The organism is Pseudomonas sp. NFX98, from assembly GCF_047784845.1.
Classification (GTDB): Bacteria; Pseudomonadota; Gammaproteobacteria; order Pseudomonadales; family Pseudomonadaceae; genus Aquipseudomonas.
Map to the genome: position 1 here is coordinate 362,509 of NZ_JBLNNF010000002.1, position 15,561 is coordinate 378,069.

Annotated in this window: 13 protein-coding genes; 11 read left to right on the forward strand and 2 right to left on the reverse strand. The window is 59.2% G+C overall.

Annotation, left to right across the window (positions count from 1 at the left end; genetic code table 11):
- The first annotated feature begins 114 nt into the window (after positions 1–114).
- The 3 genes from ACM110_RS04085 (at position 115) to ACM110_RS04095 (ending at position 4,108) form a co-directional block, all read left to right on the forward strand.
- Entirely contained in the window at positions 115–636 is a 522-nt protein-coding gene (locus ACM110_RS04085; RefSeq protein ID WP_416126680.1) for a sigma-70 family RNA polymerase sigma factor, read from the forward strand.
- Complete coding sequence (locus ACM110_RS04090) at positions 633–1,601, forward strand: FecR domain-containing protein (RefSeq protein WP_416126681.1); 969 nt, start codon at positions 633–635, stop codon at positions 1,599–1,601. The genes ACM110_RS04085 and ACM110_RS04090 overlap by 4 nt, the downstream gene beginning before the upstream one ends.
- 101 nt (positions 1,602–1,702) lie before the next feature.
- Entirely contained in the window at positions 1,703–4,108 is a 2,406-nt protein-coding gene (locus tag ACM110_RS04095; RefSeq protein WP_416126682.1) for a TonB-dependent siderophore receptor, read from the forward strand.
- 187 nt (positions 4,109–4,295) lie between these two features.
- Here the strand turns inward: ACM110_RS04095 and ACM110_RS04100 are convergent, their stop codons facing one another.
- On the reverse strand, positions 4,296–5,699 hold the full coding sequence (locus tag ACM110_RS04100; RefSeq protein ID WP_416126683.1) for an MATE family efflux transporter: 1,404 nt from the start codon (positions 5,697–5,699) through the stop codon (positions 4,296–4,298).
- A 144-nt stretch (positions 5,700–5,843) separates the two neighbouring features.
- Positions 5,844–6,758, reverse strand: a complete 915-nt coding sequence (locus ACM110_RS04105; protein WP_416126684.1) for a LysR family transcriptional regulator — start codon at positions 6,756–6,758, stop codon at positions 5,844–5,846.
- Positions 6,759–6,845: 87 nt separating this feature from the next.
- On the opposite strand from ACM110_RS04105, the gene ACM110_RS04110 reads away from it, so the two are divergent.
- From ACM110_RS04110 to ACM110_RS04145, 8 genes are all read left to right on the forward strand, one after another.
- Positions 6,846–7,913 (forward strand): LLM class flavin-dependent oxidoreductase, encoded by a 1,068-nt coding sequence (locus ACM110_RS04110; RefSeq protein WP_416126685.1) that lies wholly within the window; start codon positions 6,846–6,848, stop codon positions 7,911–7,913.
- A gap of 68 nt (positions 7,914–7,981) precedes the next feature.
- The gene (locus ACM110_RS04115; protein ID WP_416126686.1) at positions 7,982–8,974 is read left to right on the forward strand and encodes a flavin reductase; all 993 of its coding nucleotides are present in this window, start codon (positions 7,982–7,984) and stop codon (positions 8,972–8,974) included.
- Positions 8,975–9,065: 91 nt separating this feature from the next.
- On the forward strand, positions 9,066–10,454 hold the full coding sequence (locus tag ACM110_RS04120) for an MFS transporter (RefSeq protein ID WP_416126687.1): 1,389 nt from the start codon (positions 9,066–9,068) through the stop codon (positions 10,452–10,454).
- A gap of 32 nt (positions 10,455–10,486) precedes the next feature.
- Complete coding sequence (locus tag ACM110_RS04125; protein ID WP_416126688.1) at positions 10,487–10,900, forward strand: GFA family protein; 414 nt, start codon at positions 10,487–10,489, stop codon at positions 10,898–10,900.
- Between the two features lie 68 nt (positions 10,901–10,968).
- Complete coding sequence (locus ACM110_RS04130; RefSeq protein WP_416126770.1) at positions 10,969–12,009, forward strand: YeiH family protein; 1,041 nt, start codon at positions 10,969–10,971, stop codon at positions 12,007–12,009.
- A 118-nt stretch (positions 12,010–12,127) separates the two neighbouring features.
- Complete coding sequence (locus tag ACM110_RS04135; protein WP_416126689.1) at positions 12,128–13,501, forward strand: DUF1329 domain-containing protein; 1,374 nt, start codon at positions 12,128–12,130, stop codon at positions 13,499–13,501.
- Positions 13,502–13,738: 237 nt separating this feature from the next.
- Positions 13,739–14,572 carry an oxidoreductase gene (locus tag ACM110_RS04140; RefSeq protein ID WP_416126690.1) on the forward strand — a complete coding sequence of 278 codons (834 nt, stop codon included), beginning with the start codon at positions 13,739–13,741 and terminating at the stop codon, positions 14,570–14,572.
- 26 nt (positions 14,573–14,598) lie between these two features.
- Positions 14,599–15,540: an AraC family transcriptional regulator gene (locus tag ACM110_RS04145; RefSeq protein ID WP_416126771.1), complete on the forward strand. Its 942-nt coding sequence runs from the start codon at positions 14,599–14,601 to the stop codon at positions 15,538–15,540.
- Positions 15,541–15,561 lie beyond the last annotated feature (21 nt).

Here is a 15,561-nt window from a genome sequence, read left to right on the forward strand (position 1 = left end):
ACGCGCCGGAGTGGCCATTTTTTTGGACACGGGCAGCGCAATGTTGCCCTTGCCGCTTCGATTGTTGCTCATTTACAATTGCTAATAATTCTCACTAGCAAAAATTATGATGCGATGAGCAACTCTTTGTCCGCCACTGACCAGCAACATGTGCAATGCGTCGAAGCCCTGTACGTCGGCCATCAAGGCTGGTTGTACGCCTGGTTGCAGCGAAAACTAGGGAACCGGGTGGATGCGGCGGATCTGCTGCACGACACTTTCACACGCATTCTGGCGGCCAAACCACTTCCGAACATTGCCGAGCCACGGGCCTATCTGACCTGTGTTGCCAAAGGCATCCTGGTGAACTGGTACCAGCGTCAGGCGCTGGAGCGCGCCTACCTGTCGGCGCTGGCGCAGATGCCGGAGTCATTGGCGCCCTCCCCTGAACTGCGTTTTCTGATTCTGGAAACCCTGCACGAGGTTGACGCCCTGCTCGATACCCTGCCACCACTGGTCAAGCGTGCGTTCCTGCTGTCGCAGATCGGCGCGATGAAATACCAGGACATCGCCGAACAACTCGACATCTCGCTCATTACCGTCAAACGCTACATGAAACAGGCCTTTTTGCAGTGCCTGACGTTGATGCCCGAATGAACCGCCCTTCAATGGTCAGCCCGGCCGTGCTGGATGAAGCCGCCGAGTGGCTGATGCGCCTGACGGAAGGCTCGCTCAGCGAGCAAGAACGCGCGCAATGGCAAGCATGGCGAGCCAGCAGCGCCGAGCGTGAATACGCCTGGCAGCGGGCCGAAAGTTTGCTGGGCAAACTCGGCGGGCTACCGCCGGAACTGGCGATGCCGACCCTCGATCGCCCGGCCAACCCGCAGCGCCGGGCGATGCTCGCTCGTCTGGCGGCGTTGTTGGCAATCGCGCCTGCTACCTGGCTCGGTTGGCAAGTGAACCAGCGTCAGGGCTGGACCGCCGACTACCACTCGCCGATTGGCGAACGCCGCCAACTGACGCTCGCCGATGGCAGTCAACTGACCCTCAACACCGACACCGCCATCGATGTGATGTTCGATCAGATGCAGCGCCTGATCCGGGTGCGCAAAGGCGAAATCCTGGTGCAGACCGCGCCGGACATTCAGGTGCCTTCCCGACCGTTCCGGGTCTCGACCGAGCAAGGCATCATGCAGGCCTTGGGCACGCGATTCAGCGTTCGCGAAGACGCCGACACCACACGGCTGGCGGTACTCGACGGCCGTGTGCAGATCGAACTCTATCAACGGCCGCAGGCCACGCCGATGATCCTCAGCGCCGGCCAGCAAACCGAATTTTCAGCCACCGTGATCGGGCCGGTGACCCACGCCGACAGCGCCTTGACGGCCTGGACCCAAGGCATGCTGGTGGCGGACGGTATGTCGCTGGGTGACTTCGCAAAGGAACTGGCGCGCTACCGCCATGGCCTCGTGCGCTGCGATCCGGCCGTTGCGCGAATCCGGATTTCCGGGGCTTTCCCGCTGGACGACAGCCGTCGTGCGCTGAGCATGCTGGCCCTGACGTACCCGGTAAAAGTGACGACGCACTTCGGTGGGTATTGGGTGACCCTTTCACCGGCCTGAACTGCTCGAAAAAATATTTGCAAAGAGGTGATACTTTTTTCGCGCTGGGCTGGCAAGGGAAGACACACCCCGTTTCTCTTGCCGACAGGATCACTTCTCACATGCCCGTTGAACGCGCTTTACGCCTCACGCCGCCCTTTCGCCATGCGATCTTCAGCTTGATGATCGGCGGCGCCTGCACCCAGGTATGGGCAGCGCAACCCTCATCCATTACCGATACGCGCAGCTATCAGATTCCGGCAGGCCCGCTGGGCCAAACGCTGTCGCGCTTCGCCGCCGACAGCCGCATCGCCCTGTCATTCGATCCGGCCCTCACCGACGGCCTGCATAGTCCCGGTTTATCCGGCAGCTATTCGGCGCTTGATGCACTGACCCGACTGTTGAACGGCACAGGTCTGGAAATGACCCAGCGTGCCGACGCCAGCTACACCCTCGTGCGCTCGGCCAACACCGGCGCCCTGCAACTGGGCGCGACCTCGATCACCAGCCAGCTGTTGGGCGTCACCACCGAAGATACCCATTCCTACACCACCAACGAAGTCAGCATCGGCAAGGGCAACATCAAGCTCAAGGACATTCCGCAGTCGGTGTCGGTGGTCACGCGCCAGCGCATGGATGACCAGAACATGAACAGCCTGCAAGACGCCATGCGCCAGGTCACCGGGGTTACGATCAAGACTTACAACTCCGGTTCCAGCCTGAACGACGTCTACATGCGCGGCTTCCTCGTGGATCAGGTGCAGGTCGACGGCGTCTCGCAACCCACCGGCCAGGGCGACATGGCCACCGCGTTCGACCTGGCGATGTACGATCGGGTCGAAGTGTTGCGCGGTCCATCGGGCCTGTATCAAGGGGCCGGCGAACCCGGCGGGACGATCAACGTGGTGCGCAAGCGTGCCTTGAACACCTTCGCCCTCGGTGGTGAACTGGCTGCCGGTTCGTACGACCACTACCGTTCCTCGGTGGACGTCACCGGGCCGCTGAACGATGCGGGCACCGTGCGCGGCCGTTTCATCACCGCGTATGAGAACAACAAATCTTTCGTCGACTACGCCCAGAACGAACGCCCGATGGTCTACGGTCGCCTGGAATTCGACCTCGATCCTTCCACCACCCTGTCGGTCGGCGGCGCTTACCAGCAAAACCACTCCACTCCGGCTTTCGGCTTGCCGGCCTACGCCAGTGGCAAGTTGCTGGACGTGCCGCGCTCGACCTTCGTCGATGCCAAGTGGAACGAACTGAACGAAAAAGTCTGGGAAACCTTCGCCGAAGTCGATCATGCCCTCGACAACGGCGGCCAGTTCAAGACCACCCTCACCTACCGCGATGCCGAGACACCCAAGCGCAACTTTACCTGGGCCGACGGCGCGGTCGACCCCGACACCGGCGACAGCTGGGCCGTGGCCTACAACTACTACACGCACATCAAGACCATCGGCGCCGACAGCTTCGTCACCACACCGTTCGAAGCCCTCGGCCGCACCCATGAATTCACCGTGGGCGCCGAATACCAGCACCTCGACAAAGACTTCACCTATGGCGGCGGCGACTACTTCCCGATCAACGTCTTCGATCCGGGCAGCATCGACATCCCTAAACAGGATTACGTGAAGAACAACGGCAACTGGTCCAAGTCCGACCAATACGGCCTCTATACCCGCGCCAAAATCAACGTCACCGACTGGCTCGACGTGATCGGCGGTAGCCGCGTGACCTGGTACGAAAGCGACGCGAAAAACGCCAACGCCTTCTTCAACAACTTCGGCAGCGCCCACACCAGCATCAACCGCAAGGTCGTGCCGTACGGCGCGGTCATCGGCAAGCTCACTCCGGAACTGTCGGCCTACGCCAGCTACACCGGCGTGTTCAAACCGCAAAGCGAACTGGGTTCCGACAACACGCCCATCGGCCCACGCGAAGGCGAGCAGTATGAAGTCGGCCTCAAGCGCGAATTCTTCGACGGGCGCCTGAACGCCAGCGTCGCGGTGTTCCGAATCTACGATGAAAACCGCGCCGAATACGACAACGCCACCGCCGCCTACAAGGCACAGGGCAAGGCCCGCAGCCAGGGCTGGGAAACCGAGTTGAGCGGCAACCTGACCGATAACTGGAGCATCGTCACCGGCTACGCTTTCACCTCCACCGAGTACCTTAAGTCCGACGATGGCAATGAAGGCAAGACCTTCAGCACCATCACGCCCAAACACAACTTCAACCTGTGGACCAAGTACGAATTCACCGACGGCCCGCTCAAGGACTTCAGCGTTGGCGGTGGCGTGCGCGTGGTCAGCGAGACCTACTACCAGCGTGAAGTCAAATTCGAACAGAGCGGCTACGGCATCGCCATGGCCCAGGTCGGTTACAAGATCAACGACAACCTGTCGACGACCCTGACCGCCAACAACCTGTTCGATCGCAAGTACTACGATCGCGTCGATGCCTCCTGGGGCACCAACTTCTACGGCGACCCGCGTACGCTGACACTGGCGCTGCGGGCGCAGTATTGATTGGTCCGAGGCCAGGACTCCTAGCTGGAATGAAGGAGCCTTCAGCTCGCGACCAAATGGGGGGGTGGCGGCCATACGCGGGTTGTAGACCGGTAGCCAGGACCCGGCGCCCCCGAAGGAGCCCTGCGCATGGCTACCATCATTCAGAGCCCGATCGAGAAGCAGGCCCTAAACATACAAAATGTCTTTAAGTCATCTGGATGCGCCGCATCAAAGCGGCCGTGCTGCGCGGCCAACCTACGCGGCCGAACCAGGCACCCCCCGCGATGGTGGATGCGATGACGGTGCCGTATGCCACCAATGCCATGCCCTGCGCAACGAACACATGGACCAGGTCGCCTCCCCAGCGCAACGCCAGCCATCCCCCGAGGCTAGCCACAGCCAGGCGTGCGAGATTGCCCATCACGGGCCAAAACAGCCGACCTGTGCCTTGAGATGCAAAGTACAGGACCTGGCCGGCACCGAAAAATCCATACAGCGGGGCGACCACCTGCAGGTATTGAGTACCGGCCTCAAGCATGGCGGGCTCGTTGCCAAATAGCATCAGCCAGGAACGAGGAAACATGGCCGCAGCCAGACCAATCGTTTCCGTAATCGCAAATACCATCGCGGCTCCGACCCAGGCAGCCTTGAGTGCACGCTCACGGTTGCCGGCGCCGATGCAGGTACCGACGATGGCCAACAGCGGTGCGCCAAAGCCAAATGCCAAGGGCACCAGCAAGTACTCAAGGCGCGCGGCAGTACCATAACCCGCAATCGCATCTGGCCCGAACTGTCCCGCCAAGGCCGTCGCGATGCCGATTGACAAATTAGCAGCCACCGTCGCGATGGCACCGACCAGGCCAATGCGCAAAATATCGTTAAACAGCGGCCAGCGAAGCCTCACCCCTGCCAGCTTCGGCTTGAGTAAGCTGCGTGGCGAACGAAGGTACATCCAAAGCGCGACCGTGCCGCCAAAATAGTAAAGAAGTAGCGCCACTGCACCACCAGCGATACCCATACCGGGAATCGATCCCCAGCCGAAGATCAGCAAGGGTGACAGCGGGATAAGCACTACAGCACCGGCGACTGTCACATTGGCGGGCACTGCCATGTTGCCGGTGGCACGGATTACAGCAGACAGGGCGTTGAACAACCACACCAGCACGGAACCGGCAAATACCCAATGCGAATAGACCAACGCCGCCTCAAGTGACGCCCCCGCTCCCCCCATTAGCGCATACAACCACCGCCCGCCAAAAAGAAGCGCCAGCATGAATGCGAGACCGAAACCGAGTGCGATGACCAATGAATGGAGTACCAGAGCATTGGCATCTTCCAGGCGTTGCCCGCCAAGCGCTCGCGCGATGGACGAAGCGATACCGCCACCTATCGCTCCCGCAGAACTCATCTGCATCAACATGACAATTGGAAACACCAGTGCCATTGCGGCCAGGGCATCGCCGCCAAGCTTGCCGACAAAATAAGTTTCGATCAGGCCTACAGAGGCCTGGATGACCATTACCAAAACGTTGGGGGCCGCCAGGCGCAATACGGTTGGTACGATGGGAGCCTCCAGAAGGAGGCGAGTACGCGGATCGATGGAAGTCATGTCTATCCCTTATGGGTCTTATTGTTCGGGCTGACCACCATTGAAACGTTCGGGATTAAATGAGTGAAGTGAATTCTTTACATTCTATTTATTCAATTCATGCATGGGTTTATCGACCAAACTCGAACAAGCCGCCATGAAGACTCAACTGAGCGTGCACTGCTTCACCTGTTCACGAAGCCATTGCAAACCTTCATCGGCATCAAATCGCATGTGCCAGTAGGCAAAAATTTCGGGCTCGGGAAATTCAACCGGGGGGGTGTGGCAACTCAGGCTGAACGTATCGGCAAAAGCGCGTGCAATCGGACTGGGTAAATTGCAGATGTAGCCCGTTTGTGAGGCGATGACCGGCATTGCCATGAAATTTTGTACGACCGCACCGATACGACGACTCAGGGACTGTTCGGCTAACGTGCGATCAATGATATTCCCGCCACGCTCGTGCAGGCTGATGACTACATGCGGTCGTTCAAGATAGAGGTCTAACGGAAAGCGTCCTGCAGGCAAACGCTCTCGCTGCCAGATCAAGGTCAGCAACTGCACGAAGGCCAAACGTTCAAAACGAACGCCCGCGCCTAGTGTTGCCGGCGTGTTTATCATCAAATCAATGGCGCCGCTCTCCAGCATCGCGGGTAATGCACTGGGTTCCGGCAAGGGCACGATTTCGATGATGATTCCCGGCGCGGCAACGGAAATATGCTGAAGCAGCTTGGGCAGAATGAGAAATTCGATGAAGTCACCGGCCGCAATACGGAAGGTTCGCAGCGCGGTGGCAGAAACGAACTGCTCAGTGCCCTGTAACGCCTGATCAATCTTTTCCAAGGCTTCGCGCACCGGTCCGATCAGTTCGGTGGCTCGTGGCGTTGGCAGCAGTCCACCTCGTCCGAGCACGAACAATTCGTCACCCAGACGTTCGCGCAACCTCCGCAAGGCATGGCTGGCGGCGGATTGACTGAGCGCAAGACGTTCACTGGCCCGGGTCACACTCTGTGTTTCCCAGAGTGTGACGAACACCACCAGTAGATTTAGATCCAGCGAATAGATATTAGTATTGTGCATAGGCGGAATGATACATATACATTTTACTCATTGTCAGGTTTTTGATGTAGTGCTCCCCGTCATTCACACCTGGCGGGAGCCCCCACAATGAACAATAAAATCCCCCTGAGTATGGGCTGGTTCTGTCCAACACTTGGCGACACCACGGCGTTTGGTGACCCAAGCCAGGACATTCCTCGCTCGCTGGAACACTTCGAGCGCGTCGCGATTGCGGCAGAAAATGCCGGCTTCGACTACATGCTGATTCCCGTCAGCGCGATTTGCTGGGACGCCTGGGTTGTCGCTTCGTATCTGGCTTCGCGCACAACCCGCCTGAAAATGCTGGCGGCACTCAAGCCCGGCTACGTCCATCCGGTCACCCAGGCAAAAATGATCTCGACCTTCGACCAGATGTCCCAAGGCCGCATCTACATCAATCTGATTGCCGGTGTCAGCGAAAAGGACTCCTACGCTGAAGGTCAGCTTGCGGCAAAAGAGGATCGCTACGATCAGTTGCTCGAAGAGGTCGAGCTGATGAAGCGTCTATGGACCGAGCAAAACGTCGAACACAACGGCAAATATTTTCAAGTCCATAGCCCGAAGATCATTCCCGAAACGGTTCAGAAACCCCATCCACCCTTCTTCCTCGGCGGCGGCTCGGAGCAGGCCGCGGAAATTTCGGCCAAGCATTCGGCGGTGCACCTGTTCTGGGGCGACTACCCGGAGCGCATAGCCGGGCAGATCGTCGAAATGCGTGCGCGCGCAGCCAAATATGGACGAGGCGACGAGATCCGCTTTGCAATGCGCCTGCAGATCGTCTGCCGAGAAAACGAAGAGGACGCTTGGGCGGCCGCAGAAGCGCTGATCGCCGGTGCAGAAAATTCGGCAATGGCCGCCGCTGCGCAAATGGCCGGCCAAAGCAGCTCGGTTGCCAGCCAGCGTAATGCTGAATTGTCGAAAACCGCCGGGCGCAAAATGACCCCACACTTGTGGACCGGGATTACCGAAGTCCGTCCGGGCGCGGGTGTCGCCGTGGTGGGCAACCCACAACAGGTTGCCGCGCAACTGATGGAATTCGTCGAGGCCGGCTGCACCGGTTTCTGCCTGTCGGGTTATCCGCATCACGAGGAAGCCGAGCGCTTTGGCCGTTTGGTCATGCCATTGCTCTGCCCTTGAAGCAACGCGTTTTCCGAGAACAACAATAAGTTCGCCGCGATACGTCAGCGGCGACGGAGTCCCCGTGCATGAACAACTCGAATTTCGATCCGCGACAGTTTCGCCAGGCGCTGGGCGCCTTTACCACTGGCGTGACCATCGTTACCACCCGAGGTCCTGACGGACTGGACTACGGCATGACCGCCAATAGTTTCAACTCGGTCTCGATCGACCCGCCGATGGTGCTCTGGAGCCTGAAGAAAGACTCCTCGTCGGCCCACGCATTCACCGGTTCCGAGCACTTCGCGGTGCACATCCTGGCCAATGATCAGGAACACCTGTCCAACAAGTTTGCCAAAAGTGGCGCGGATAAGTTCTCTGGCTTGACCACCACCCGTGGTCACGACGAGGTGCCTCTGCTGGAAGGCTGTTCGGCGCGTTTCCAATGCCGCACCAGCTATCAGTACGAAGGCGGCGACCACATCATTCTGGTCGGTGAAGTCCTCGCCTACGATCGCTTTGACAGCTCGCCGCTGGTGTTTCATGGCGGTGGTTATCGGCGTCTGCTGGAACCTGTGATCGCGGTGGACCATAGTGTCTACGGCGACAACTGGCTGGGTTTTCTGCTCGGTCGCGCCTATTACCAGATGCAACTGCCGATTCGCCAGCAGCTCAAGACCATGGGCATGAACGATCTCGATTTCGAACTGCTGGGCATGCTCAGCTTCGGTGAAGGCAAAACCCTGACTGAACTGCGCCGTTTGTTCGAGTTCGTCGGCAAGGATTTGCTCCAGTCACACCTGGATGTGTGGGTCAACAAAGGTTTGCTGACGCTTGAAGACACGGCTGATAGCGCTGCACGGATTTACTTCACCGAGTCTGGTCGGCAATTGACCATTCAGTGGCTGGCATTTGCCAAGGCCGCGGAAATGACCGCGATGGAATCCCTTGATTACGAAGAGGCGCAGCAGCTCAAGTTGCTCATCGGACGAGTGATCCAGCAAACCGGTGAGTCGCTGCCGGCGCACTTGCGCAAGGAAAATATCTGGCAGGACAACAACCTTTGGCAGCAACCCGGATAATCCTTTTCAGGCAGGGTTTCATGGGGGATGTATTCCCCCATGACCAAGGTTCAATAACAAGAACAATACATTGCCATGAGGTCACCACGTGATGTCGAGTTCAAGCGGTATCCAGGCCACCACTACTGCCCCTGCATCGGTAAATTCGCCCACCAGTGGACAAGCGTATTACACCGTCAGCGTCCTGTTGATTGCCTACATTTTTTCCATCATGGATCGGCAAATCCTGACCCTGCTGGTCGGCCCTATCCAGCAATCGCTGCACGTCAACGACAGTTGGATGGGAGCTCTTCACGGTTTTACCTTCGCCGCGTTCTACTCGCTGGTCGGCCTGCCCATCGCACGACTGATCGACAGTGGCAATCGCCGCCTGGTGATCACCGTTGGTATTGGCCTCTGGTGCCTCGCCACGGCTGCCAGCGGGTTGGCCACCGAATTCTGGCATCTGCTCGTCGCTCGAATCGTAGTGGCGGTCGGTGAGGCTGTGCTGCTGCCAGGCGCCGTGTCCCTGATCAGCGACTTGTTCCCGGCTGAAAAGCGCGGACGCGCCCTCGGCGTGTTCGGCACCGGCGCCTCGTTCGGTGTGGGTGCCGGACTGCTCGCCACCGGCCTGGTGTTGGGTTACTTCACCGCACACCCGCTGACGCTGCCCGGGCTGGGATTGCTGCAGCCGTGGCAGACCACGTTGATGTCGATCGGCCTGCCGGGCCTGCTGGTTTTGCTACTGATGACAGGTGTGCCCGAACCACGCACACGCAAAAACGCCCAAGGCGTGAAACCGATGGCCCAGGCGACTGTGCCGCTGCATGAAGTCATGACTTATCTGCGCGAGAACCGTCGCACGTTTGGCGCGATATTTGTCGGTGCCGGCTGCTTTTATGCGGCGGTCTATGGCAGTGGCACCTGGGTGCCCACTTACCTGGTGCGTGAGTTCGGCTGGACTTACGCCAAGGTCGGCGCATTGATGGGCGCAATCATGTGCGTCTGCGGTCCGCTTGGCGTCATCATCGCCAGTTGGCTGGGTGAATACTGGCGTAATCGCGGGGTCACCAACGGCAATCTGCGCATCGCTCTGATCGTCTGCCTTTTAGTGGCCGTGGTGAGCGTGCCGTTGTTGACGGCGTCGAGCCTGGAGCGCGCGATCCCGTTTCTGGTGCTGATCGCCATCCTCTGGACCAGTCTGTTCGGCGTCGGTGCGGCATTGATCGTAGAAGTGTCTCCCGCGCCGATGCGGGGCCAATTCATGGCGATGTACACCGGCGTGTTGAACCTGCTGGGTAATGGTTTTGGTCCCGTCATCATGGGGATGCTGACCGACTACGCGTTCAAGGACCCGCAGGCGATCAAATACTCGATCCTCTATGTCTCCCTGACGGGCTGCGGCCTGGCCATTCTGATTTTTTGCAGTGCCTGGAGCAGTTTCCAGCGCACCGCGCAAAAAGCCTTGCAATGGGAAGCCAAGCGCCTCCTGCAGCGGTAATCACTTTTCTCACCACCAACGAGTAAACATCCATGAGCACCCTCAATGGCAGTTGCCTGTGCGGCAACGTTCAGTATTCCACCCTCGCAACACCGCTGATGACTGCAGTTTGCCACTGCAGCGATTGCCAGAAGCAATCGGGAAGCGCCTTCTCGGTCAATGTGCTGGTGCCGACAGAAGGTTTCGAAGTGGAAGGCCGCAGCCTGAGCAGCTACGCCAGCAATGGCGGCAGCGGTTTTCCGGTGCGCCGGTTTTTCTGCAGCACTTGCGGCTCTGCGCTCTATAGCGCGGTGACCACCATGCCAGGACTGTTTGCCGTCAAGGCTGGGACCCTCAGCGACAGCTCGGCACTCAAACCCGCCTTGCATTTGTGGTGTGCCTCCGCGCAGCCGTGGGTTGCGATAGATCGCACCTTACCGTGCTACGAGAAGGCACCCACCGAATAAACCCGGCTCGACGGCCAGAGCGACGCGGCTACATGCGCGTGGTTCTGGACGTCAAAGAGATGAGCAAGATGATCAAGAACGCGTCATACACCAGCGCCGTCGGCGCGCCGCGGCAACTGCTAGGTCGCCTGCGGCAGATGGGTCCCGGTTTGCTGGTCAGCCTGGCGATTGCCATGGCCTCGGCTTTCATCGCAGACCATTACGGCGGCCCTACACTGCTGTATGCCTTGCTTTTCGGCATGGCTTGCCATTTTCTCAGCGAGCACAGCCGTTGCCTGCCCGGCATTGAATTCGCATCGCGGACTTTGCTGCGCATCGGCGTGGCCCTGCTGGGCGCGCGCATTACCCTGGAACAAATTGGCGCGCTCGGTTGGCAGACGGTATTGGCGGCAGTGTTTGCGGTCAGCACCACGATTCTGATTGGCTGGATCAGCGCGCGTCTGCTGAAAGTACGCGCCGACTTCGGTGTGCTGACCGGTGGCGCCGTGGCCATATGCGGTGCTTCGGCAGCCCTGGCGATCTCCGCCGTACTGCCAAGGCACGAGAACAGCGAGCGCGATACGTTGTTGACGGTAGTCGGTGTCACCAGCCTTTCAACGGTGGCAATGATCACGTATCCGATCATCAGCAAATTACTCGGTTTTTCTCCTGTACAGGCCGGCACGTTCCTCGGCGGGACCATTCATGACGTGGCACAGGTGGTCGGCGCCGGCTACATGATTTCACCGGAAACCGGCGATATCGCCACCGTCGTGAAGCTGTTGCGGGTCGCGTTGCTGGTCCCGGCGGTCGTGATGATTGCCTGGTTGTTTCGCCGGCAACAGAGCACGCAATCGGACAACGGTCGACGGATACCCCTGGTGCCGGGATTTTTGCTCGCTTTCGTTTGCCTGGTCGCCGTCAACAGCAGTGGTTATCTGCCGTCCTCGTTGACCAGCGCAATGAATGAAACGTCACGCGGTTGCCTGGTGATCGCCATCGCTGCCCTGGGATTGAAAACTTCCCTGCAAAAACTCGCCTCGGTGGGTTGGCGCCCAATCGCCTTGCTGGTGGGCGAAACGCTTTTTCTCGCGGCATTGGTAATCGGCCTGCTTTTCCTGGGGCGATAAACACGCCTGCCCTGCACCCTTTTTTCGATGGCACCAACCACACCTTCGCAAGTCGCGGCGTGACTGCGTTCGGCTGGGTGTGAATTTCCAAGTGGATCGTAATCCTGAGAGCAAACAGATGAAAACAACAAAAATGTTTCTGCAAACCGGAGCGCTGGCACTGTCTTTACTGGCCACTGCAGTCATGGCCAAGGTCTCTCCCGAGGAGGCCGCGCAGTTGGGCACTACGCTGACGCCAATGGGCGCCGTCAAAGCCGCGAACGCGGATGGCAGCATTCCCGCGTGGAGCGGCGGCCTGCCGGCCACCGCTGGCACGGTCGACAGCAAAGGCTTCCTGAGTGATCCGTTTGCCAACGAAAAACCCTTGTTTGTCATCACCGCGGCCACCGCCGAGAAGTACAAGGACAAGTTGTCTGCCGGGCAGATGGCGATGTTCAAGCGTTACCCGCAGACCTACAAGATTCCGGTATACCCCACCCATCGGACAGCGACAGTTCCGGCTGAAATCTATTCGGCGATCAAGACCAGCGCGGTAAAGACCGAAGAGGTTGATAACGGCAACGGCCTCAGTGGCTTTTCCGATAGCCGTTACTACGCCTTCCCTGTACCAAAAAATGGCGTCGAAGTACTCTGGAACCACTTGACGCGCTATCGCGGCGGTAACCTCAACCGCCTGGGCACGCGAGTCCAGCCCCAAGCCAACGGGGACTTCAATATGGTTCAACTCGAGGACGAGATCTCCTATCCTCGCGAGTTGCCAGACCTGGACAAGGAAAAGGCCGAAAACATCCTGTTTTACTTCATCCAGCGTGTAACAGGCCCTGCCCGCTTGGCCGGCAACGTATTGCTCATCCACGAAACCATTGACCAGGTGAAGGAACCGCGCGATGCATGGCTGTACAACGCCGGTCAGCGTCGCGTGCGCCGTGCGCCACAAGTCGCTTACGACAGCCCCGGTACCGCTTCCGATGGCCTGGCTACCACCGACAACTTCGATATGTTCAACGGCGCACCGGATCGCTACACCTGGGAACTGGTCGGCAAGAAAGAGTTGTACATCCCCTACAACAACTACAAGCTCGACTCGCCAAACGTCAAGTACGCCGACATTCTCAAGGCTGGCCACATCAATCAGGACTTGACCCGCTATGAACTGCACCGGGTCTGGGAGGTGGTCGCCAAACTCAAGCCGGGCCAGCGTCACATCTACGCGACACGCCACATGTACTTCGATGAAGACACCTGGCAACTGGCCGAGGTAGACCATTACGACGGGCGCGGCGAACTGTGGCGCGTAGGTGAAGGATTTGCCCAGCAGTACTATCACAAACAAGTACCGGGCTACACCGCAGAAGCCCTGTATGACCTGCAGTCGGGCCGCTATTCGGTACTGGGCTTGAAGAACGAAGAGAAACGCAGCATTACGTTCGGCGCCACGGCCTCGGCCTCCAGCTATACCCCGGCGGCATTGCGCCAGGAAGGGATTCGCTAATTCCGTACTAGCGAAGCTCTTTGGCGAAAAGTAATCGGATGATCAGGTTGATGGTGTCCACGTCATTTCAAGTGAACGCCATCAGCCTCCTGGTCGGGACCGAAAAGGTGACATCGCCGAACGCTTATGCCACACCTCAGCGATAGGATCAGGCAATACTCAAATCCAATTCGGCATAGTCCCCCACTGCTCCCAGCACTAGCATGGCCTCACCTTACATCGTCAGGAGTGCGCGCCATGAGTGCAGAAAAAACCCTCTTCATCACCGGCGTCAGCAGCGGCTTCGGCCAGGCGCTGGCCAAGGAAGCGCTCGCCCAGGGCCATCGAGTGATCGGCACTGTTCGCAGCGAATCCTCTCTGGCAACCTTCGAGGCGCTCTCGCCTGAGCGGGCTCACGGCGTGGTGCTGGACGTTACCCACTTCGACGCCATCGACGCGGTGGTCGCCGCTGTTGAGGACCGGCACGGCCCGGTGGATGTGCTGGTCAACAACGCGGGTTATGGTCACGAGGGGATTTTCGAGGAGTCGTCGCTGGCAGAGATGCGCCGCCAATTCGACGTCAATGTATTTGGCGCGGTGGCGATGACCAAGGCGTTTGTGCCGTATTTTCGCCAGCGGCGGATGGGGCATATCCTCAATATCACTTCCATGGGCGGCTATATCACCATGCCGGGCATTGCCTATTATTGCGGCAGCAAATTTGCGCTGGAGGGCATTTCCGACACGTTGAGCAAGGAGCTTGCACCCTTCAACATTTTTGTCACGGCCGTGGCACCGGGGTCGTTTCGCACGGACTGGGCGGGCCGTTCGATGCAGCGTACACCGCGCAGCATCAGTGACTACGATGCGAGCTTCGACCCGGTGCGCAAAGCCCGTGAGGAAAAAAGCGGCCATCAACCGGGCGACCCGCAGAAAGCCGCACGGGCCATGCTGACAATCATCGCCAGCCCTACCCCGCCAGCTCACCTGCTGCTGGGCAGCGACGCCCTGGCTCTGGTGCGTGACAAGCTGCACCGGACGGCGGAGAGTATTGAGCAATGGGAAGCGCTCAGCTGTTCTACGGATGGCTGAGCATCAATGTGGAGAGCGTGCGGTCGATGCCGAAACCCAAGGACCCAAGCACAGCGCGAATGGTGCAGTTGATGGGCCAGCTTGCGCCGCTGGAGGGTTACAACCTGAGCCCGCTGGATGATGTGCGTTTTCTGCGTTCCAACCGGCCGCTGACGCGCACGCCGGTGTTGTATGAACCGGGCATCGTCATCCTCTGTCAGGGGCGCAAACGCGGCTACCTGGGTGATGAAGTTTACGTCTATGACGCCCAGCATTATCTGGTGGTGTCGGTGCCGGTGCCCTTTACGATGGAGACCGAGGCCAGCGAGGCGGAGCCAATGCTGGCGGTGTACCTGCGTCTGGATTTCACCCTGGCCGGCGAGCTGATTCAGCAGGTGGATGAGCTATGGCACTTCAGCGCGGCTCAGCCTATGGGCATGTACGCCTCGCCCATGGACGAACCGCTGCGCCAGTCGACCTTGCGTTTTCTGGAAGTCATGGGCGACCGCACCGACGCGCAAATCCTCGGCCCGGCGATGCTGCGCGAGCTCTACTACCGCATCCTCACTGGCGAACAAGGCGGCACCCTGCGCGCGGCCATCGCCCAGCAGGGCCAGTTTGGCAAAGTGACGCGCGCCATTCACAAAATCCACAGCTGTTATCACGAGCATCTGGATGTAGAAGCCCTGGCGCAGGAAGCGCAGATGAGCGTGCCCAACTTTCATCTACACTTTCGCAAGGTGACCGATTCCTCGCCTATGCAGTACCTCAAGTCGACACGGTTGCATCAGGCGCGATTGCTGATGCTGCGTAACGACCTGACAGCCGCCAAATCAGCATTTCTGGTGGGCTATGAAAGTGCGTCGCAATTCAGCCGCGACTTCAAACGCCTCTTCGGCCGCACACCGTTAGCGGAAGTGGCGTGGATGAAGCGTACCTATGCGTTGCCGGCACCGACAACCCCGTCGCCCTTCGTGTCATCACACTGATCTTCCATCAATGGGGCAGGG